This window comes from Pseudomonas palmensis (genome assembly GCF_017848315.1).
GTDB classification, from domain to species: domain Bacteria; phylum Pseudomonadota; class Gammaproteobacteria; order Pseudomonadales; family Pseudomonadaceae; genus Aquipseudomonas; species Aquipseudomonas palmensis.
On sequence record NZ_JAFKEC010000003.1, the window covers coordinates 206,259 to 226,472 of the forward strand.

The window sequence follows — 20,214 nt, forward strand, 5'->3', positions numbered from 1 at the left end:
AACGGAGGCTTAACCGATGAACGAGCGCGCAGGGCGGCTGCCCCTGATTGGTGTGAGTGCTTGCCGCCAGCAACTGGGCAAGAACTCGTCGCATACCGTGGGCGACAAGTATGTCGAGGCGGCCGGTTTTGCCGGATTGCCGCTGATTCTCCCGGCCCGGGACGTCGCAAGCGACCCGAACCTTGTGCTGGAGCATCTGGATGGCATTCTTTTTACCGGTTCGCCTTCTAATGTCGAGCCGCATCATTACAATGGCGCCCCCAGCGTGGAAGGCACCCGCCACGACGTGTTTCGTGACCGGCTGACCCTGCCGCTGCTGCAGGCCGCGATTGCCAGGGGTGTACCGGTGTTCTGCGTGTGCCGGGGCTTCCAGGAACTCAACGTCAGCCTGGGCGGCACCTTGCACCAGCGTGTGCAGGAGCTGCCAGGCTACCTGGACCATCGCGAGTCGCAGGATGCGCCGCTGGAAGAGCAATACAGCCCCCGCCACCTGGTGACATGTCAGCCCGGGGGGAAATTCGAGCAGATGGGGCTGCCTGCCCGCTTCATGGTCAACTCGCTGCACAGCCAGGGCATCGATCGCCTGGCCGCCGGCCTGCGCGCCGAAGCCCTGGCTCCCGATGGACTGATCGAAGCTGTGTCCATGGATGACGCCCCAGGCTTTGTGGTCGGTGTGCAATGGCACCCGGAATACCGCTTTGCCGAAAACCCGGTGTCGCTGCGCCTGTTCGAGGCGTTTCGCGAAGCCTGCATCGCCCATGCGCTACGCCGGGAGAAGGCCCTATGAGGTCACCCGGCTGAGCCGGCGATGCACTGCAACAAGTTTCATTGAGTGATAGCGGGCACCCCACGGGGGGCCCGGAAAATAATACCAATAGTGACGGCAACTACTCATGAGCGAACACAAAGCAGGCCTGTCCCCAGGTGTGGGCGGGCGATCCAAAGGGCTGGCCAAGGGCCGGCTCGGACTGCTGGCCAGCATCGTGCTGGGCATTTCCACTATTGCGCCGGTGTATACCCTCACCGGCGCCCTCGGCCCGACCGTACGCGAAGTCGGCGCCCACCTGCCGGCGGTGTTCATCGTCGGTTTCCTGCCCATGTTGCTGGTGGCGCTGGGTTATCGCGAGCTGAATGCCGCCGAACCCGACAGCGGCACCTCGTTCACTTGGTCGGTACGTGCCTTCGGCCCGATGATCGGCTGGATCGGTGGCTGGGGGCTGGTCACCGCCACCACCATCGTGTTGTCGAACCTCGCCGGTGTGGCGGTGGACTTCTTCTATCTGTTCCTCGGGCAGATCACCGGCAAACACGAGGTGGCGGCGCTGGCCGACAACCTGCTGGTCAATGTGACCACCTGTTGCGTGTTCATCGCCATGGCCGTGTGGATCTGCTGTCGCGGCATCGCCACCACCATGACCGTGCAGTACGGCCTGGTGGCGCTGCAACTGATCGTGCTGCTGGGTTTTGCCATGGCCGCATTCGGCGGGTCGTCGGAGGCGCCGCCGCTGACCTTCGAGATGGACTGGTTCAACCCGTTCGGGGTGGAGTCGTTCTCGGCCTTCACCGCCGGCCTGTCGCTGTCGATCTTCATCTTCTGGGGCTGGGACGTGTGTCTGAGCATCAGCGAAGAATCGGTGGGCAGCGATGACGTACCGGGCAAGGCAGCGACCCTGACCGTGCTGCTGATTCTGGGCCTGTACCTGGTGACCGCAATTGCCACCCTGCAGTTTGCCGGCATCAGCGATATCGGCCTGGGCTTGGGCAACCCGCGTATCCAGGAAAACGTCTTCGCCCACCTGGCCGGCCCGGTGATGGGGCCACTGGCGATCCTGATGTCGATCGCGGTACTGGCCAGCACCGCGGCCTCGTTGCAGTCGACCTTCGTTTCGCCGGCGCGCACGCTGCTGGCGATGGGGTACTACGGCGCAGTGCCGGAGCGCTTCGCGAGCGTCTGCCCGCGTTCGAAAACCCCGCGTTATGCCACCATCTGTGCCGGCGTGGCCGCAGGCGTGTTCTACGTCACCATGCGTACCCTGAGCGAGAACGTGCTGGCCGACACCATCACTGCCCTGGGCATGATGATCTGCTTCTACTACTCGCTGACCGCGTTCGCCTGCGTGTGGTACTTCCGCCACAGCCTCACCGACAGCCTGCGTCACTTCCTGATGCGCGGCCTGTGCCCGTTGCTGGGCGGCGGCATTCTTTCGGTGATCTTCCTGCAGACAGCCTATGACAGTGCTTCGCCGTCGTTCGGCAGCGGTTCGCATGTAGGGGGGTTGGGGCTGGTGTTCGTGATCGCGATGATCATCACCCTGCTGGGCCTGGTGCTGATGATGCTGTCGCGCCTGCGTGCGCCGGCGTTCTTCCTGGGCATGACCCTGCGCCGTCACGCAACGGTGCCCGGCCGCGGTTAAGCGGCCGGGGCACGCTGCTCAGGCAAGCAGTTGCCTGAGCAGTTCGCTGTGACGTTGCTGCTGCTGGCCGCGCTGCAGGCGGTTGGCACGGAACACCGCCTTGAGGTCGTCCAGTGCCGTGGCGAAGTCGTCGTTGATGATGACGAACTCGTATTCGTCGTAATGCACCATCTCGCTGACCGCCTCGCGCATGCGCCCTTCGATGATCTCGTCGCTGTCAGTGCCGCGGTTGGTCAGGCGCTGGCGCAGGGCCTGCTGGCTGGGCGGCAGGATGAAGATCGAACGCGCCTCGGGCATCAGCTTGCGCACCTGCTGTGCACCCTGCCAGTCGATTTCCAGGATCAGGTCATGGCCCTGGTCAAGGGTCTGCTGCAGTGCGCTGCGCGAGGTGCCGTAGCAGTTGCCGAAGACTTCGGCCTGCTCCAGGAAGTCGCCCTGGGCGATCATGCGGTCGAACTCGGCGCGGTCGACGAAGTGGTAGTTCACCCCGTCATGCTCGCCCGGACGCATGGCCCGCGTGGTGTGCGAGACCGACACGCGAATGTGGTTGAGGTCGTCGGTGAGCGCCTTGACCAGGCTGGTCTTGCCGGCGCCCGAAGGGGCCGAGACGATGAAAAGGGTGCCGCTGCTGTGGGTCATGGTAGGGGTGGCCTTACTCGATGTTCTGTACTTGTTCACGCATCTGCTCGATCAGAACCTTGAGGTTGACCGCCGCTTGGGTGCTGCGTGTGTCAAAGGCTTTGGAGCCCAGGGTGTTGGCTTCGCGGTTGAGTTCCTGCATCAGGAAATCCAGGCGCCGGCCGGCGGCGCCGCCCGACGTGAGCACGCGGCGCACTTCGGTTACATGCGTGCTGAGGCGGTCGAGTTCTTCGGCCACATCGCTCTTCTGCGCCAGCATCACCATCTCCTGCTCCAGACGCTGCGGGTCGAGTTCGGCCTGCATGTCGGCAAAGCGGTCCAGCACCTTCTGGCGCTGGGCGGCGAGCATCTGCGGCACCAGGGCGCGCAGGGTGGTGACTTCCTCGCTCATGCTGTCGAGGCGCTCGTTGATCAGTCGGGCGAGTTCCGCGCCTTCGCGGTTGCGGCCGTTCTTGAGCTCCTTGAGGGCCTGTTCGAATAGGCCCATGGCCTCGGCATTGAGCGCCTGCGGGTCGCTGGCATCGGCCACCAGCACGCCCGGCCAGGCCAACACCTCGAGCGGGTTGAGGGGGCCGGGCTGCTTGATCAGGCCGGCCACGGTCTCGGCGGCGGCGACCAGCTGAGCGGCACGCTCGCGGTCGACCTGCAGCGGCTTGCCGGCGTTCTCTTCATTGAAGCGCAGGGTACATTCGACCTTGCCGCGCGACAGGCCCTGGCGCAGGGACTCGCGCACCGCGCCTTCGAGGTCGCGCAGGGCTTCGGGCAGGCGCAGGTGCGGCTCGAGGTAGCGATGATTGACCGAGCGCAGTTCCCAGATCAGTGTGCCCTGGGTCCCGGCCTGCTCGACGCGGGCGAAGGCGGTCATGCTGTGCACCATGGGAAGTACCTCGCAGATTAGGGAGCAAGCCGACAGCCTGCAAAGGCGCAGGATTGTAACGCAGTGCGGCGCCGGCTCCCAATGCGCTGATGCTACAAAGCAGCGGGCAGGGCGCCGCAAATACCGGGCGGCGCGGCCAGATCGGGGCTTGTGGCGTGGTGCGCCGATGATCGGCTGGCCGTGCATTTGGCCGCAGGCATGTCCACCGAGGGCCCTGTAGCCCTATAATGCCGGGCAGATTCATATCCAGTACAGGTAGCCCAAATGAAACGTCCAAGTGGTCGCGTTGCCGATCAGCTGCGCTCGATCCGCATCACCCGCAACTACACCAAACACGCCGAGGGGTCTGTACTGGTCGAGTTCGGAGACACCAAAGTCATCTGCACGGTCAGCGTCGAGAACGGCGTACCGCGCTTCCTCAAAGGCCAGGGCCAGGGCTGGCTGACCGCCGAGTACGGCATGCTGCCGCGCGCCACCGGCGAGCGCAACCAGCGCGAAGCCAGCCGCGGCAAGCAGGGTGGTCGTACCCTCGAAATCCAGCGCCTGATCGGCCGCTCGCTGCGCGCCGCGCTGGACATGAGCAAGCTGGGCGACATCACCCTGTACGTCGACTGCGACGTGATCCAGGCCGATGGCGGCACCCGCACCGCGTCGATCACCGGTGCCATGGTTGCGCTGGTCGACGCCCTGCGCGTGGTCAAGAAGCGTGGCGGCCTGAAGGGCGGCGACCCGGTCAAGCACATGATTGCGGCCGTATCGGTCGGCATGTACCAGGGCGTGCCGGTGCTCGACCTGGACTACCCGGAAGATTCGGCGGCCGAAACCGACCTGAACGTGGTGATGACCAGCGCCGGTGGTTTCATCGAAGTCCAGGGCACCGCCGAAGGGGCTCCGTTCCAGCCTGAAGAGCTCAACGCCATGCTGGCGCTGGCGCAGAAGGGCATGACCGACCTGTTCCAACTGCAGCAGGCCGCGCTGGCGGACTGATCGGGAGTCGACATGGCCGAGCCGTCCAACGCGCCGATGCCCGGTGATGCAGCCCGTCATTGGGGCATGTTGTGCCACCTGGCGGCGGCTGCCGGCATGGTGGTGCCGTTCGCCAACCTGATCGCGCCGCTGGCCTTGTGGTGGTTCAAGCGCGGGATCGACCCGTACGTCGACGCCCAGGGCAAGGAGGCGGTGAACTTCCAGCTGACCATGACCCTGCTGGGCATGGTGTGCGTGGTGGGGTTTACCGTACCGATGGCCAAGCTGGCGCTGACCATCATCTCGCTGGGGGTGGCGGTACTGATCGTCATTGCGGCGGTCAAGGTCAAGCAGGGCAAGGCCTTTCGTTATCCCTGGGCCTGGCGTGTGCTGACCTGACATGCTTCGTCGGCAAGGCCGGCTCCTACGGCGGTTGTGTTGACCCGGTAGGAGCCGGCCTTGCCGGCGAAAGGGCCCGAAGGCCAGATACGAAAAAGCCGACACGCAGTCGGCTTTTTTGTGGCTGAGCGATCAGATCGTCAGCGTCCAGTCATAGTCCACGATCAGTGGCGCATGCTGGGAGAAGCGTGGCTGACGCGGCAGGCGAGCGCTTCGTACGAAGCGGCGCAGGCCCGGGGTCAGCAGCTGGTAGTCGAAACGCCAGCCCAGGTTGAGCATCTCGGCCTGCTCGTTGTCCGGCCACCAGCTGTACTGGTCGCCCTCACGGCTGACTTCGCGCAACGCATCCACATAGCCCATGTTTCCGACGATCTCGTCCATCCAGGCCCGCTCTGGCGCCAGGAAACCTGGCGACTGCTGGCCGTCGCGCCAGTTCTTCACGTCGAGCTTCTGCTGCGCCACATACAGCGAGCCGCAGTAGATGTACTCGCGACGCTTGCGGCGCTGCTTGTCCAGGTATTTGCCGAAGTCGTCCATCAACTTGAATTTCTGGTTGAGGTCTTCGTCACCGTTCATGCCCGAAGGCAACAGCAAGGTGGCAATACTGACTTTGTCGAAATCGGCCTGCAGGTAACGCCCGTAGCGATCGGCTGTCTCGAAGCCCAGGCCGCTGATGACTGCCTTGGGCTGCAAACGCGAGTAGAGTGCCACGCCGCCTTGGGCTGGAACTTCTGCATCGCAGGCATAAAGGAAGTAGCCATCGAGCTGGAAAGCTGGGTCGTCGAGTTCAAAGGCCGAGGCGCGGGTATCCTGAAGGCAGATGACGTCGGCATTCTGGGCTTGTAGCCAACTGAGCAAACCACGCTCGACTGCAGCCTGAATGCCATTAACGTTCACACTGATGATCCGCATAAATGGCCCCAAAAATCTCGTGCGTGTATGATACCCGAGCTGTACTCATTTAGCTAAATCTGTGGTAGCCGGGACTCTTCATGCAGCCGTATCAGCGCGAATTCATTCGTTTTGCCATCGATCGTGGGGTTCTGCGCTTCGGTGAGTTCACCCTCAAGTCGGGCCGCATCAGCCCGTATTTCTTCAACGCCGGCCTGTTCAACAGTGGCGCTGCCCTGGCTCAGCTCGGTCGGTTCTATGCGGCGGCGATCGTCGACAGCAAGATCCCGTTCGACGTGCTGTTCGGCCCGGCCTACAAGGGCATCCCCCTGGCTGCCGCGACGGCGGTGCAACTGGCCGAGCACCATGGGCTGGATGTGCCGTGGTGCTTCAACCGCAAGGAAGCCAAGGCGCACGGCGAGGGTGGCAGCCTGGTGGGCTCGCCACTGGCAGGCGACGTGCTGATCATCGACGACGTGATCACTGCCGGCACGGCCATCCGCGAGGTGATGCAGATCATCCAGGGCCAGCAGGCCAGGGCGGCGGGCGTACTGATCGCGATGAATCGCCAGGAGCGTGGCAACGGCGACCTGTCGGCGATCCAGGAAGTGGAGCGTGACTTCGGCATTCCGGTGGTCAGCATCGTATCGCTGACCCAGGTGCTGCAGTTCCTCGCCGATGACCCGGCGCTCAAGCAGCACTTGCCGGCCGTCGAGGCCTACCGGGCCCAGTACGGTATCTGAGGCAAACAAAAAGGCGACCCGCGGGTCGCCTTTTTTGTACCTGTGGTGGCCCGCTCCTGTAGGAGCCGGCCTTGCCGGCGGATGCCTCAGCGCGGTTCGTGATTGGTAATCAGGGTACCCACGCCACTGTCGGTGAAAATTTCCAGCAGCACCGCATTCGGCACGCGGCCGTCGATGATGTGCGAGCTGTGCACGCCGCCCTGTACTGCTTCCAGTGCGCAACGGATCTTGGGCAGCATGCCGCCGTAGATGGTGCCGTCCGCGATCAGTTCGTCAACCTGCTCGGTGGTCAGGCCGGTGAGCACGGTGCCCTGCTTGTCCATCAGGCCGGCGATGTTGGTCAGCAGCATCAGCTTCTCGGCCTTGAGCGCTTCGGCCACCTTGCCTGCCACCAGGTCGGCGTTGATGTTGTACGACTCGCCGTTGGCGCCCACGCCGATTGGCGCGATCACCGGGATGAAGTCGCCCTTGACCAGCATGTTCAGCAGGTCGGTGTTCACCCCGACCACTTCGCCCACATGACCGATGTCGATGATTTCAGGGCTGGTCATCTCTGGCGTCTGGCGGGTGACGGTGAGCTTCCTGGCGCGAATCAGCTCGGCGTCCTTGCCGGTCAGACCGATGGCGCTGCCGCCATGACGGTTGATCAGGTTGACGATGTCCTTGTTCACCTGGCCGCCGAGCACCATCTCCACCACGTCCATGGTCTGCGCATCAGTGACGCGCATGCCATCGACAAACCGGCTTTCGATGGACAGGCGCTTGAGCAGGTCGCCGATCTGCGGGCCGCCGCCGTGCACCACCACCGGGTTGATGCCGACTGCCTTCATCAGCACCACGTCGCGGGCGAAGCCGGTCTTGAGCTCTTCGCTCTCCATCGCGTTGCCGCCGTACTTGATCACCAGCGTCTTGCCGACAAAGCGGCGGATGTAGGGCAGCGCTTCGGACAGTACCTGGGCGACATGGGTGGCGGCATCACGATCAAGGGTCATGCAGGGCTCCAGTTGGAACAAGGGGTCGGTCAGAACGTTGGTTGCAGATCAGGGGCTGCGCGCTTGAGCTGGGCAAGGAACACGTCCTTGATTCGCTGCAGCTCGGCTTCGCTGTCGGCCTCGAAGCGCAGTACCAGCACCGGCGTGGTGTTGGAGGCGCGAACCAGGCCCCAGCCGTTGGGGTAGTCGACCCGTACACCATCGATGGTGGTCAGGTTGGCGTCTTGGCCCCAGTCGGCGTCGCGTTGCAGTGCCTCAATGATGCTGAATTTACCCTCGTCCGTCACATCAATGTTGATTTCAGGGGTACAAATATCGTTCGGGAACGCCGCGAACAGCGTTTCGGCATCGCTATCGGCCTTGCTCAGGATCTCCAGCAGGCGCGCGGCGCTGTAGATGCCGTCGTCGAAACCGTACCAGCGCTCCTTGATGAAGATATGCCCGCTCATCTCGCCGGCCAGCAGGGCGCCAGTCTGCTTCATCTTCTTCTTGATCAACGAATGACCTGTCTTCCACATCAGCGCGCGGCCGCCGTACTGTTCGATCAGCGGGGTCAGGCGGCGGGTGCATTTGACGTCGAAGATGATCTCGGCGCCCGGGTTGCGCGCCAGCACGTCCTGGGCGAACAGCATCAGCAGGCGATCGGGGTAGACGATGTTGCCGGTGTTGGTCACTACGCCGACACGGTCGCCGTCACCGTCGAAGGCCAGGCCCAGGTCGGCGCCGCTTTCCTTGACCTTGGCGATCAGGTCCACCAGGTTTTCCGGCTTGCCCGGGTCGGGGTGGTGGTTGGGGAAGTTGCCGTCGACCTCGCAGAACAGCGGGATCATCTCGCAGCCCAGCGCCTCGATCAGCTGCGGGGCGATCACCCCGGCGGCGCCGTTGCCGCAGTCCACCACCACCTTGAGCTTCTTCGCCAGCTTGATGTCGCCGGTGATCTGGGTAAAGTAGCGGTCCAGGATCTCGACCTTCTCGACGCTGCCTTCGCCGCGGGTGAGGTCGTTGGTCTGCAGGCGAATCAGGAGGGCCTGGATCTGCTCATTGGCCAGGGTGTCGCCAGCGATGACGATCTTGAAGCCGTTGTAGTTCGGCGGGTTGTGGCTGCCCGTGAGCATCACCCCGGACTTGCCGGCCAGCACGTTGGCGGCGTAGTACAGGGCGGGCGTGGGCACCAGGCCGACATCGGTGACCTTGCACCCGGCCTCGACCAGGCCCTTGATCAGTTGCTCGACCAGCATCGGGCCGGACAGGCGACCGTCGCGGCCAACCGATACATGCGGCTCGCCCTGGGCCAGGCTCTGTGCACCGATGGCGCGGCCGATCCAGTAGGCGGTTTCGGCGGTGAGGCCTTCGCCGACCACACCTCGGATATCGTAGGCGCGGAAGATGCTGGCGGGGAGGTTCGGGGTCATGCGTTCCATGTTGCTCACCTGGGGAAACTCCAATTGGAAGGGGCTATGTTGGGTCGACGGTCGGCATGCGCTGCAGGCACCCGGCGCGCCGCGCGGCTAAAGATGTCCGGCTTTGACGGCATTTTCGACATAGAGTTCTTGAGCCGGGCCATTCATCCGTCGATCACCTCTGGAAGATCGACCCGGGCTGAAAGTGCAGGCTCCATGCATCGTTGAAGGTCCCTATCGGGGTTATTGCCGGGCTATCACTTTCGCCTGCGCTGGCCAGTACGGCCTGAGGGTCGTCGAACACGCCTTGCACGAGGCTGGCCTTGCCGATTTCCGGCATGTCTATTTTCAGAGCAGCACTTACACGTTGCAGCTCGAAAGTCATGAGCAGCACAGCCTGCACCGGGCCTGTCGCACTGCCTCGAATGGGCGTGACACTGTGGATATGCAGTTGCCCGTTGGTCGGGTGGGCCTCCAGGTTCGGTGGTACCCCGCGTTCGGCTCGCCCGATCATGTCCAGCAATGGCGGGCTGAGTGAGCGGTCGTGGAGGCTCTCGCGCCTGGCCTGGCCGGGCGTGAGCAACCGACTGCTGACCAACCCTTCGAGGTAGCTGAAGTCGTCCAGCACCTGGCGCGCCTGGCGGGCGTCAGCCGCCTTGGCGGCGGCAAGCAGGGCCGGATGGCGGGCCACGGTGTCGACCTCGGACACCAGACGGGCGATCTGCTGGTCGAGCGCAATGACCAGCCCGAAGGCCGGAAAATACGTCTGCAGGTTACGTTGCTCGCGTTGCAGAGGGATTACCAGCGTCAGCCACACCGCGAGCCCGGCGACGAGCATGCCGGCCAGGCCCCAATACAGGCCTGGCAGCAGGGCTCGCGCGTTGTTCAATGGCTGCCCGAATGGCCGAAGCCGCCAGCGCCACGCTGGGTTTCGTCGAAGGTTTCGACGATGTCGAAGTGCGCCTGTACCACCGGTACCAGCACCAGTTGCGCAATGCGCTCGCCGATGGCGATGGTGAAAGGGGTCTGGCCGCGGTTCCAGCACGACACCATCAGCTCGCCCTGGTAGTCCGAATCGATCAGGCCGACCAGATTGCCCAGCACGATGCCGTGCTTGTGGCCCAGGCCCGAGCGCGGAAGGATCAGCGCGGCCAGGCCCGGGTCGCCGACGTAGATCGACAGGCCGGTAGGGATCAGTATGGTCTGGCCCGGCTCCAGGACGGTCTCTTCCTTGAGCATGGCGCGCAGGTCGAGGCCGGCAGAACCGGGGGTGGCGTATTGCGGCAGCGGGAATTCGCTGCCAAGGCGCGGATCGAGAATCTTGGCTTGTAAGGCGTGCATGCAGAGTTAAACCTGGTTGAGACGTTCGGCGATGAAGGCTACCAGCTGACGGGCGATCTTGCCCTTGCTGGTCTGTGCAAAGAGTGTTGCTTGAAGTTGGCGATCGATCACGCTGCAGGCGTTCTCCTCGCTGTTGAAGCCGATGCTGGGGTTGGCCACGTCATTGGCGACGATCAGGTCGAGGTTCTTGTCCTTGAGCTTGCGCGCGGCGTAATCGAGCAGGTGTTCGGTCTCGGCGGCAAAGCCGACGCTGAACGGGCGGTCGGGGCGGGTGGCGATGGTGGCCAGAATGTCCGGGTTGCGCACCATCTGCAGCAGCAGGCCGTCACCTGTCGTAGGGTCTTTCTTGAGCTTTTGCGGGGCGACGACTTCGGGGCGGTAGTCCGCAACCGCAGCCGATGCGATGAACACATCGCACGGGATCGCCGCTTCGCACGCGGCGAGCATGTCCCGCGCGCTCACCACGTCGATACGGGTCACCCGGTCGGGTGTGGGCAGGTGCACCGGCCCTGTCACCAGGGTTACCCGAGCACCGGCTTCCACCGCCGCTTCGGCCAGGGCAAAGCCCATCTTCCCCGAGCTATGATTGGTGATGTAGCGCACCGGGTCGATGTTTTCCTGGGTCGGGCCTGCGGTAATCAGCACGTGCTTGCCGGTCAGCGACTGGCGCTTGAAGGTTTCGGCGGCGCACCAGGCCAGGTCGGTGGCTTCGAGCATGCGGCCAAGGCCCACGTCGCCACAGGCCTGGCTGCCGGAGGCCGGGCCGAACACCTGGATATCGCGGCTTTGCAGCAGCTGCAGGTTGGCCTGGGTGGCCGGGTCGCGCCACATGGCCTGGTTCATGGCCGGTGCCAGCGCCACGGTGGCGTCGGTAGCCAGTACCAGGGTGGTCAGCAGATCGTTGGCAACGCCTTGCGCCAGGCGCGCGATCAGGTCGGCGGTGGCAGGTGCGATCAGCACCAGGTCGGCCCACTTGGCCAGTTCGATATGGCCCATCGCCGCTTCGGCGGCAGGGTCGAGCAGGTCCATGTGCACGGGGTGCCCGGACAGGGCCTGCATGGTCAGCGGGGTGATGAATTCGGCCCCGCCGTGGGTCATGACGACGCGCACTTGCGCGCCGTGCTCCAGGAGTCGGCGAACCAGCTCGGCGCTCTTGTAGGCAGCAATGCCGCCGCCGACGCCAAGAACGATGCGTTTCCGATACAGCCGCTGCATAGGCTTGCCTTTCTTTGATCAGTGTTTGCACGCGGCGACGACGCCTCCCCAGGCCGAATCGTCGCGTAAAAAGAGGGGGCTACGATAGCACAGGGCTGAAATGGGGAGCAGCCACACACAGACAGAGGGACAGCTATGGGTATCAGGGATTGGCCGTCGGCGGAACGCCCGCGGGAGAAGTTGCTGGAGCGAGGGGCCGCGAGCCTGTCGGACGCCGAGTTGCTGGCGGTGTTCCTGCGCACCGGTGTGGCAGGCAAGAGCGCGGTGGACCTGGCGCGCCACCTGTTGCAGCAGTTTGGCGGCTTGCGGCAACTGCTGGAGGCCGATCAGCCGACGTTTCAGCGCGAGCTGGGGCTGGGCCCGGCGAAGTATGCGCAACTGCAGGCGGTGATGGAGATTGGGCGCCGGCACTTGGCCGAAACCATCATCCGCGACCCGGCGTTGCAGAGCCCGGGGGCGGTCCGGCGTTACCTGAAATCGATGCTGCGTCATGAAGAAAGCGAGGTGTTCGGCTGCCTGTACCTGGACAACAAGCACCGTCCTCTAGGGTTCGAGGCGTTGTTCCGCGGGTCCATCAGCAGTGCCAACGTCTACCCTCGGGAAGTCATCAAGCGTGCGTTGGCCAGAAATGCCGCAGCATTGATCCTTTGCCACAATCATCCGTCAGGTGTTTCCGAGCCAAGCCAGGCAGATATCAATCTGACCCTGCGCTTGCAGAAAGCCCTGGGCCTGATCGAGGTGCGGGTGCTGGATCACATCATCATCGGCGATGGGGAGCCATTGTCGATGGTGGAGCGGGGCTTGTTCGCTGCCTGACGCTGCTGTGCGTGGGCGGTACTAGTCGATCAGCTTTGTTGCAACAAACGACGCAGCCAGCCCGACAACCGAAGCCAGCAGCAGGTAGTGACGCACCACAAGCTCGGTTCTGATCGTGGCTGGAAAGGACTCCACGTCTGCGGCCTGCAGCGATCCTGTTCTGATGAAGAGCTTCGCATGAGCCAGAAGCGCAGCGATGCATACGGTAAACACGATTCTGCCAAACACCGTGTTGTACATCACCGGGCGCTGTCGATTCACCACCGCCTTGCAGTTGGCAAGGTACCGGGATGCACTGGTCATGTAGCGCATGCCAGCCTGTGCGTACTGGGTGGCGACCCACCCCAGGCCGGCGATGCAAGGCAGTTGCAGTGCAAGGGGCAGCCAATAGGGTGAATACCCGCCGAGCCCGAACTCCGTCGGCTCGCCCTGGTGCTGAACGGCTTTGAGCACCTGCAGGGCAAGGGCCAGCAGCACCAGAACGGCCAGCATTGCCAGCCTGAGGTGGTGGCTAAGAACCAGCAGCGTTCTGAGGTTGCCGGGGAAGCGCTTGATGTCCTCTGCGCTCAGGCCCCCGAACTCGACCGGGCAATCGGGGTAGGCCAACAGGCCGGCAATGTCGCCCACTGCCCTGAATCGCTGGCGCAGGCCCAGGTTGAGGCTGTACCGATGAGCGTCAACCAGCGGCGAGTTGTGAAGGTGCTCGAGTGCTTCGGCCAATCGCTGGGTGGCAATGTAGAGAAGCAGTGCGCCGAAGACCACCGGGCCGAGTATCAGTGCCACGGTGAGGCCGGCGATAGCCGCTTCGGTCCAGTATTCAATATCCAATGCGGCTATCCGTACGGTGCGGTTCGCTGGGCAACCATCGTAAGTCGATGGCGAGAGTCACCTGGCGGCTGAACACGCGCTGCAGGCTGCTGCAGTGTCCTTCGGGCTACCAGAGGACGCTGTCAGAAGCCTGCAGGCGCGAGTCGTTCAGCGTGCGGTCTTCACCGTGGCAAAGTCCTGCCGGCCGAACGGGCTGACCGTGTAGCCCTCCACATCCTTGCGCATCAGCACCGCTGCCGTGGGGTGCGCCAGTGGCAGCCACAGCGCCTGCTGCTGGATCAGCCCCTGGGCCTGCTGGTACAGGCGGCTGCGCACGCTCTGGTCGTTGGTGGTCTTGCCGGCACTGATCAACTGGTCCAGGCGCTTGTCGCAGTACCGCGCGAAGTTGGTCCCCGACTCGACTGCCGGGCAGGCAAACTGCGGGCTGAGGAAGTTGTCGGGGTCGCCGTTGTCGCCGGCCCAGCCCATGAACAGCAAATCGTGCTCACCGGCCTTGGCACGGCGGATCAGCTCGCCCCATTCGATCACGCGAATCTCGGCCTTGATGCCGACCTTCGCCAGGTCTGCCTGCAGCAGTTGTGCCCCCAGGCTCGGGTTGGGGTTGAGCAGGCTTCCCGAAGGGCGCGTCCAGATTGTGGTGCTGAAGCCGTCCGGCAACCCGGCCTTGACCAGCAGCGCCTTGGCTTTGGTCGCGTCGGTCGGGTAACCCGGCAAGTCCTTGGCGTAGCTCCAGGTGTTGGGCGGCAGGGGGCCTTCAGCGGCGACTGCGGTGCCTTCGAACACGGCCTTGAGGTAGCTGGTCTTGTCGAGCGCCAGGTTGATCGCCTGCCGTACCTCGACCTTGTCCAGCGGCGGGTGCTGGCTGTTGATCGCGACGAACGCGGTCATGAACGCCTCGGTCTTCTCGACCTTCAGGTTTGCGTCTTCGGCGGCTGCCGCAACGTCCAGCGGCTTGGGCGACAGGGCGATCTGGCACTCGTTGCGCCGCAGTTTCTGCAGGCGCACGTTGGCGTCGGGGGTGATCGCGAAAATCAGCGGGTCGACGCTCGGCTTGCCGGCAAAATAGTCGGCATTGGCGCGGTAGCGGATCACTGCGTCCTTCTGGAAACGCTGGAACACGAACGGGCCGGTGCCGATCGGCTGGCTGTTGAGCTTCTCCGGGGTGCCGGCCTTGAGCAACTGGTCGGCGTATTCGGCCGAATAGATCGAGGCGAAGCCCATGCTCAGGGTGGCGAGGAAGGTCGCGTCCGGATGGTCGAGGGTAAAGCGCACGCTCAGCGGATCGGGTGCCTCCACCTGCTTGATGAGGCTGGGCAGCTGCAACGACTGGGCATGCGGGTAGCCGCTCTGGGTGATCTTGTGCCAGGAGTGGGCGGGGTAGAGCATGCGCTGGAAGCTGAACAGCACGTCGTCGGCGTTCAGCACGCGGCTGGGCTTGAAGTACGGCGTACTGTGAAACTTTACCCCCGGGCGCAGCTTGAAGTCGTAGACCAGGCCGTCGGCCGATACCGTCCAGCTTTCGGCCAGGCTCGGCACCACCTTGCCGCTGGTGGCGTCGAATTCCACCAGCCGGTTCATGAGCACATCGGCAGAAGCATTGGTGGTGGTCAGCGCGTTATACTGCACCACGTCAAAGCCTTCGGGGCTGGCCTCGGTACATACGCTCAAGGCGCCTGCCTGGGCCAGTGCGGGGCTTAGCAGCGCTGCGAGCAACAGGGGTAAAGCGGCACGACGCATGGTGACTCCTTGGCTGATCAATGGCCCATCTGCCCGTGCAGTCTGGAAAACTCCTACCCTAGTGCGCAAGGCCGTAAATGGCCAACTCCTTTTTCAAGGAATATTGCGACGAGCGGTTTTGTCGCTGGAAGCCCTGCATCCGGGCGGCCTGGGTTGATTCATGCATCGTGCGATCACATCAAATGTTGTTGTACCCCGGCCTTTCTGGTATAAAGCAGCGCTCTTTTCTAGGGGCTCGGTTTGTCGCATCTGCAGATCTTGCCGATAAGACCCTGAAGAAACACGGCGCCTGGCGCCAAAGACTGAGAGATTAAGCGGCCAACCCATGCCGGGTTGGGCATGTGGTTTTAGAGGGCTGAGGCATGTCGAGAGTCTGTCAAGTTACCGGTAAGGGTCCGGTAACCGGGAATAACATTTCCCACGCGAATAACAAAACCCGTCGTCGTTTCCTGCCGAACCTGCAGCATCACCGCTTCTGGGTCGAGTCGGAGAAGCGTTTCGTGCGTCTGCGCGTTTCTGCCAAAGGCATGCGTATCATCGACAAGCGCGGCATCGATGCCGTTCTGGTCGAAATTCGCCGTAACGGCGCCAAGGTCTAAGGGAGAAAATCATGCGTGAATTGATCCGTCTGGTGTCGACCGCTAATACCGGCCACTTCTACACCACCGACAAGAACAAGCGCACCACTCCGGACAAAATCGAAATCAAAAAATTCGATCCGGTTGTTCGCAAGCACGTGATCTACAAGGAAGCCAAGATCAAGTAATTGATCCCGGCTTACGAAAAAAGGCCCGCATCTCACGATGCGGGCCTTTTTTTATGGCGATTTTCTGTTCAGCCGAAATGGAAACCGCTGATCAGGCCCGCCTCGTTGCCGCTGATGTTCACGCGTTGCGGGTCCATTTCGCGGGTCGACATCTCGCCGATGCCGACCACGCGCTGGCGCCCGGTCAGTTCGCTGATGTAGGCCTTCACGGTCGGCACGTAGCGGGTGCCGACCAGGCGGCCGATGCAGGTGAGCACTTCGTCGTTGCTCAGTTGCAACGCTTCGATGGGGCAGACGACCGGTTGATCCTTTTGCATGGTGAGGCTCCTTGAGTTCAGGTGGGTCCGGATAAGGACCTCGCCATGCTCGCGCCAGGGAGGGCTGGCGCGGCGGTATCTATCTATGGCCTATGCCTTGGGCTCGAACATCACGTAGATCTTGCGGCAGGTCTCCAGCACCTCCCAGGTGCCCTTGAAGCCGGCCGGGATCACGAAGCGGTCACCGGTGCGCAGGGTCTTGGCGTTGCCTTCTTCGTCGCGCAGCACCGATACGCCGTGCACGATCTCGCAGTATTCGTGTTCAGTGTAATTGACGGTCCATTGCCCGGGCGCTCCCTCCCACACGCCAGCGGCGAATTGCCCGCAAGGGCTGGCGTAATGGTTGTAGACCGCCTGCTCCGGGTCGCCCTTGAGCACTTTTTCGGCAGCCGGGCGGTAGCGCTCGGCCTCGGTCAGTACCTGTGCGAAGTCGACAATCTGCTGGATATTCATGTTTGGGTCCCCTGATTGTTAAATAAAGTGCACATCACTAGGCATTTGGCCATGTATTGTCAAATATATTGATAATTCAGGTGCCAGAGTTTAGGGTGTCGAGTGCCGTAGAGCGACAATCGCTCCGGCCGTATTCTGACAGCGCCCTGGCCCCTCGTGCGGCGCTGCATTTCAACAACAGGAGGAGTTTCGTATGACCACCCTGACTCGTGCGGACTGGGAACAGCGTGCCCAGCAACTCAAGATCGAAGGCCGTGCTTTCATCAATGGTGAATACACCGCCGCCGTTTCCAACGCCACGTTCGAGTGCCTGAGCCCGGTTGACGGACGCCTTCTGGCGCAGGTCGCCAGCTGCGACGAGGCCGACGCCCAGCGCGCCGTGGAAAACGCCCGCGCCACCTTCGAGTCCGGCGTGTGGTCACGCCTGGCCCCGGCCAAGCGCAAGGCTACCCTGATCCGTTTCGCCGCGCTGCTCAAGCAGAACGTCGAGGAGCTGGCCCTGCTCGAAACCCTCGACATGGGCAAGCCGATCAACGACTCGCTGAACATCGACGTGCCGGGCGCTGCCCAGGCACTGAGCTGGAACGGCGAAGCCATCGACAAGATCTACGACGAAGTCGCGGCCACCCCGCACGACCAGCTAGGCCTGGTAACCCGCGAGCCTGTGGGTGTGGTAGCGGCCATCGTGCCGTGGAACTTCCCCCTGCTGATGGCCAGCTGGAAACTCGGCCCGGCGCTGGCCACCGGTAACTCGGTGGTGCTCAAGCCGTCCGAGAAGTCCCCGCTGACCGCCATCCGCATCGCCCAGCTGGCCATCGAGGCCGGTATCCCGGCCGGCGTGCTGAACGTGCTGCCTGGCTACGGCCACACCGTCGGCAAGGCTCTGGCCCTGCACATGGACGTCGATACCCTGGTGTTCACCGGCTCGACCAAGATCGCCAAGCAGCTGATGATCTACGCCGGCGAATCGAACATGAAGCGCGTGTGGCTGGAAGCCGGCGGCAAGAGCCCGAACATCGTGTTCGCCGATGCCCCGGACCTGAACGCCGCTGCCGCCGCCGCGGCCAGTGCCATCGCCTTCAACCAGGGCGAAGTGTGCACCGCAGGTTCGCGTCTGCTGGTCGAGCGCTCGATCAAGGACAAGTTCCTGCCGCTGGTACTCGAGGCCCTCAAGGCCTGGAAGCCTGGCAACCCGCTGGACCCGGCCACCACCGTTGGTGCCCTGGTCGACACCCAGCAGATGAACACCGTGCTGTCCTACATCGAGGCTGGCCACACCGATGGCGCCAAGCTGCTGGTGGGCGGCAAGCGCATCCTCGAAGAAACCGGCGGCACCTATGTCGAACCGACCATCTTCGACGGCGTGAGCAACGCCATGCGCATCGCCAAGGAAGAGATCTTCGGTCCGGTACTGTCGGTGATCACCTTCGACAGCGTCGAAGAAGCCATCCAGATCGCCAACGACACCCCTTACGGCCTGGCCGCAGGTGTATGGACCGCCGACATCAGCAAGGCGCACAAGACCGCCAAGGCCCTGCGTGCCGGCAGCGTGTGGGTCAACCAGTACGACGGTGGCGACATGACTGCGCCGTTCGGTGGCTTCAAGCAGTCGGGCAACGGCCGTGACAAGTCGCTGCACGCACTGGACAAGTACACCGAGCTCAAGGCCACCTGGATCAAGCTGTAAGGCCATGGGCGCGGCCTGGTGCCGCGCCCCGAGCGATCCGCGCCACAGCCGGGCCCTGCGTTAGCGCAGGCCCGGCTGTGTTGCTTGTGGCGATCCATCATTCTGCGAGGAAGTACACATGCGTTGGGCTACCTACTTCGCCGTGCTGTCGTCGGTTCTGAGCGTCGGCCTTGCCCTGGGCGTGAGCATGCCGTTGGTATCGCTGCGTCTGGAGAGCTGGGGCTATGGCAGCTTTGCCATTGGCGTGATGGCGGCGATGCCGGCAATTGGCGTGCTGGTTGGCGCCAGCCTGTCCAGCCGCCTGGCGGCGTATTTCGGCACCGCCACGCTGATGCGCCTGTGCCTGCTGGCCGGTGCGTTGTCCATCGGCCTGCTGGCGCTGCTGCCCAGCTATCCGGTGTGGCTGGCGTTGCGCCTGCTGATCGGGGTGATCCTGACCATCGTGTTCATCCTTGGCGAAAGCTGGATCAACCAGCTGGTGGTCGAGCAATGGCGTGGCCGCCTGGTGGCGCTGTATGGCAGCAGCTATGCCCTCAGCCAGCTGGCCGGGCCGCTGCTGCTGGGCGTGCTGGGTTCGGAGGATGACCTGGGCTTCTGGATCGGGGCCGGGTTGCTGGTGGTGGCACCGCTGGTGCTGATCGGCCGCAGCGGGGCGCCCAGCGCTGAAGCCTGTGGTGTGGGCCTGCGTGACCTGGTGGGCTTCTGCCGGCGCTTGCCGGTAATCGCCTGGGCCATTGCACTGTTCGCCGCGTTCGAGGCGATGATCCTCACCCTGTTGCCGGTGTACTGCCTGCAGCAGGGCTTCACCACCGAGCTGGCGCTGTTCATGGTCAGTACCGTGGTGGTAGGCGATGCGGTGCTGCAACTGCCGATCGGGGCGCTGGCCGACTACATGTCGCGCCGCACGCTGTTCACCGGCTGCGCCATGACCCTGCTGGTGTCGAGCCTGGCCATTCCGGTGCTGATGCACACGCCGGCGATCTGGCCATTGTGGGTGCTGTTCGGCGCCAGTGCCGGTGGCCTGTTCACCCTGTCGCTGATCTTGATCGGCGAACGCTATCGCGATGATGCGCTGGTGCGCGCCAACGCCCACGTGGCGCAGCTGTGGGGCATCGGCTGCCTGATCGGGCCATTGGCTGCAGGGGCCGGCAGCCAGTGGGTGAGCGGGCATGCGTTGCCGCTGCTGATGGCGGCGGGCGCGTTCGGGCTGGTGCTGTTGGCGATGCGGCCGAATGCCTTCGAGCCTGCCACGGCCTAGGGCCGCTTTGTACCGGTTGAATCCCCTCGAGGAGCGCTATTCTCGGGGGATTTCACCTTTCGTCGCTTTCACCCAGCTGCGCAACTTCTTGCGCACCAAAATGTGGATAAACCTGTGCATACATTGCTGCAGGTCATAATAAACGTGGCCTGCAGCCAACTGCGCAACTTCTTGCACAGTACTGCGCAAGAAGTTGCGCACTTTTTCGAACATCATCCGCCACGTGCACCCCGACGGTAGCCAGGACCGCTACAGCTTTGATGAGCGTAGCAACCTGCTGCAGCACATCCGTCCCGACCACAGCGTGGTGCATTACGCCTACGACGACCATGACCAGCTGATTAAGACCCGCGATGCCGAGGGTGGCCTTTGGCTGCGCGACTACGACGAGCGCGGCAACCTGGTAGAGACGGTCGACCCGCTGGGCAACAAGACCGAATTTGCCTACACCCCAAGCGGCCTGGTAAGTGCGATC

Annotated in this window: 22 protein-coding genes and 1 pseudogene; 11 read left to right on the forward strand and 12 right to left on the reverse strand. The window is 63.6% G+C overall.

Annotated elements, in window-relative coordinates; all coding sequences use genetic code 11:
- Window positions 1-16: 16 nt before the first annotated feature.
- Both JZZ72_RS03490 and JZZ72_RS03495 read left to right on the forward strand, forming a co-directional pair.
- Entirely contained in the window at window positions 17-787 is a 771-nt protein-coding gene (locus JZZ72_RS03490) for a gamma-glutamyl-gamma-aminobutyrate hydrolase family protein (protein WP_054916675.1), read from the forward strand.
- 106 nt (window positions 788-893) lie between these two features.
- Window positions 894-2,414 (forward strand): APC family permease, encoded by a 1,521-nt coding sequence (locus JZZ72_RS03495; RefSeq protein WP_043861573.1) that lies wholly within the window; start codon window positions 894-896, stop codon window positions 2,412-2,414.
- Window positions 2,415-2,432: 18 nt separating this feature from the next.
- On the opposite strand, the gene gmk is transcribed toward JZZ72_RS03495, so the two are convergent.
- Together gmk and JZZ72_RS03505 are read right to left on the reverse strand one after the other, a co-directional pair.
- Window positions 2,433-3,053 (reverse strand): guanylate kinase, encoded by a 621-nt coding sequence (gene gmk, locus JZZ72_RS03500; RefSeq protein ID WP_043861574.1) that lies wholly within the window; start codon window positions 3,051-3,053, stop codon window positions 2,433-2,435.
- Between the two features lie 13 nt (window positions 3,054-3,066).
- Window positions 3,067-3,930 carry a YicC/YloC family endoribonuclease gene (locus JZZ72_RS03505; protein WP_043861575.1) on the reverse strand — a complete coding sequence of 288 codons (864 nt, stop codon included), beginning with the start codon at window positions 3,928-3,930 and terminating at the stop codon, window positions 3,067-3,069.
- Between the two features lie 264 nt (window positions 3,931-4,194).
- Between JZZ72_RS03505 and rph the strand changes: the two genes are divergently transcribed.
- Window positions 4,195-4,917, forward strand: a complete 723-nt coding sequence (gene rph, locus JZZ72_RS03510) for a ribonuclease PH (RefSeq protein WP_043861576.1) — start codon at window positions 4,195-4,197, stop codon at window positions 4,915-4,917.
- 12 nt (window positions 4,918-4,929) lie between these two features.
- On the forward strand, window positions 4,930-5,295 hold the full coding sequence (locus tag JZZ72_RS03515; protein WP_043861577.1) for a DUF4870 domain-containing protein: 366 nt from the start codon (window positions 4,930-4,932) through the stop codon (window positions 5,293-5,295).
- 132 nt (window positions 5,296-5,427) lie between these two features.
- Here the strand turns inward: JZZ72_RS03515 and JZZ72_RS03520 are convergent, their stop codons facing one another.
- Window positions 5,428-6,207, reverse strand: a complete 780-nt coding sequence (locus JZZ72_RS03520) for an exodeoxyribonuclease III (protein ID WP_043859862.1) — start codon at window positions 6,205-6,207, stop codon at window positions 5,428-5,430.
- A gap of 80 nt (window positions 6,208-6,287) precedes the next feature.
- On the opposite strand from JZZ72_RS03520, the gene pyrE reads away from it, so the two are divergent.
- Window positions 6,288-6,929 carry an orotate phosphoribosyltransferase gene (pyrE, locus tag JZZ72_RS03525; RefSeq protein WP_043859861.1) on the forward strand — a complete coding sequence of 214 codons (642 nt, stop codon included), beginning with the start codon at window positions 6,288-6,290 and terminating at the stop codon, window positions 6,927-6,929.
- Between the two features lie 86 nt (window positions 6,930-7,015).
- On the opposite strand, the gene argB is transcribed toward pyrE, so the two are convergent.
- The 5 genes and pseudogenes from argB to coaBC form a co-directional block, all read right to left on the reverse strand.
- Complete coding sequence (argB, locus tag JZZ72_RS03530; protein WP_043859860.1) at window positions 7,016-7,921, reverse strand: acetylglutamate kinase; 906 nt, start codon at window positions 7,919-7,921, stop codon at window positions 7,016-7,018.
- Window positions 7,922-7,950: 29 nt separating this feature from the next.
- Window positions 7,951-9,327, reverse strand: a pseudogene (locus tag JZZ72_RS03535) (phosphomannomutase/phosphoglucomutase); the annotation flags it as partial.
- 169 nt (window positions 9,328-9,496) lie between these two features.
- On the reverse strand, window positions 9,497-10,210 hold the full coding sequence (locus JZZ72_RS03540) for a hypothetical protein (RefSeq protein WP_058541940.1): 714 nt from the start codon (window positions 10,208-10,210) through the stop codon (window positions 9,497-9,499).
- On the reverse strand, window positions 10,207-10,662 hold the full coding sequence (gene dut / locus JZZ72_RS03545) for a dUTP diphosphatase (protein ID WP_043859857.1): 456 nt from the start codon (window positions 10,660-10,662) through the stop codon (window positions 10,207-10,209). Before dut ends, JZZ72_RS03540 begins: the two co-directional genes overlap by 4 nt.
- A gap of 6 nt (window positions 10,663-10,668) precedes the next feature.
- Window positions 10,669-11,877, reverse strand: coding sequence for a bifunctional phosphopantothenoylcysteine decarboxylase/phosphopantothenate--cysteine ligase CoaBC (coaBC, locus tag JZZ72_RS03550; RefSeq protein WP_058541939.1), 1,209 nt, complete (start codon window positions 11,875-11,877; stop codon window positions 10,669-10,671).
- Between the two features lie 135 nt (window positions 11,878-12,012).
- Here coaBC and radC point away from each other — a divergent pair, with 135 nt between their 5' ends.
- On the forward strand, window positions 12,013-12,693 hold the full coding sequence (gene radC, locus JZZ72_RS03555) for a RadC family protein (protein WP_058541938.1): 681 nt from the start codon (window positions 12,013-12,015) through the stop codon (window positions 12,691-12,693).
- A gap of 21 nt (window positions 12,694-12,714) precedes the next feature.
- Here the strand turns inward: radC and JZZ72_RS03560 are convergent, their stop codons facing one another.
- Window positions 12,715-13,521, reverse strand: a complete 807-nt coding sequence (locus JZZ72_RS03560) for a hypothetical protein (RefSeq protein WP_058541937.1) — start codon at window positions 13,519-13,521, stop codon at window positions 12,715-12,717.
- Window positions 13,522-13,668: 147 nt separating this feature from the next.
- Complete coding sequence (locus JZZ72_RS03565) at window positions 13,669-15,258, reverse strand: ABC transporter substrate-binding protein (RefSeq protein ID WP_058541936.1); 1,590 nt, start codon at window positions 15,256-15,258, stop codon at window positions 13,669-13,671.
- A gap of 362 nt (window positions 15,259-15,620) precedes the next feature.
- Between JZZ72_RS03565 and rpmB the strand changes: the two genes are divergently transcribed.
- Window positions 15,621-15,857 (forward strand): 50S ribosomal protein L28, encoded by a 237-nt coding sequence (rpmB, locus tag JZZ72_RS03570; RefSeq protein ID WP_043859852.1) that lies wholly within the window; start codon window positions 15,621-15,623, stop codon window positions 15,855-15,857.
- A gap of 11 nt (window positions 15,858-15,868) precedes the next feature.
- Entirely contained in the window at window positions 15,869-16,024 is a 156-nt protein-coding gene (rpmG, locus tag JZZ72_RS03575) for a 50S ribosomal protein L33 (protein WP_010225867.1), read from the forward strand.
- 68 nt (window positions 16,025-16,092) lie between these two features.
- On the opposite strand, the gene JZZ72_RS03580 is transcribed toward rpmG, so the two are convergent.
- Both JZZ72_RS03580 and JZZ72_RS03585 read right to left on the reverse strand, forming a co-directional pair.
- A complete protein-coding gene (locus tag JZZ72_RS03580) occupies window positions 16,093-16,341 on the reverse strand; it encodes a hypothetical protein (protein WP_370409248.1) in 249 nt (82 codons plus the stop codon).
- A gap of 90 nt (window positions 16,342-16,431) precedes the next feature.
- On the reverse strand, window positions 16,432-16,794 hold the full coding sequence (locus tag JZZ72_RS03585) for a cupin domain-containing protein (RefSeq protein ID WP_043859851.1): 363 nt from the start codon (window positions 16,792-16,794) through the stop codon (window positions 16,432-16,434).
- Between the two features lie 193 nt (window positions 16,795-16,987).
- Here JZZ72_RS03585 and JZZ72_RS03590 point away from each other — a divergent pair, with 193 nt between their 5' ends.
- From JZZ72_RS03590 to JZZ72_RS03600, 3 genes are all read left to right on the forward strand, one after another.
- Window positions 16,988-18,481: an aldehyde dehydrogenase gene (locus JZZ72_RS03590; protein WP_043859850.1), complete on the forward strand. Its 1,494-nt coding sequence runs from the start codon at window positions 16,988-16,990 to the stop codon at window positions 18,479-18,481.
- A gap of 118 nt (window positions 18,482-18,599) precedes the next feature.
- Window positions 18,600-19,739: an MFS transporter gene (locus tag JZZ72_RS03595; RefSeq protein WP_043859849.1), complete on the forward strand. Its 1,140-nt coding sequence runs from the start codon at window positions 18,600-18,602 to the stop codon at window positions 19,737-19,739.
- Window positions 19,740-19,932: 193 nt separating this feature from the next.
- Window positions 19,933-20,214: RHS repeat domain-containing protein (locus tag JZZ72_RS03600; RefSeq protein WP_236066221.1), on the forward strand; the 282-nt coding region annotated here is incomplete at its 3' end.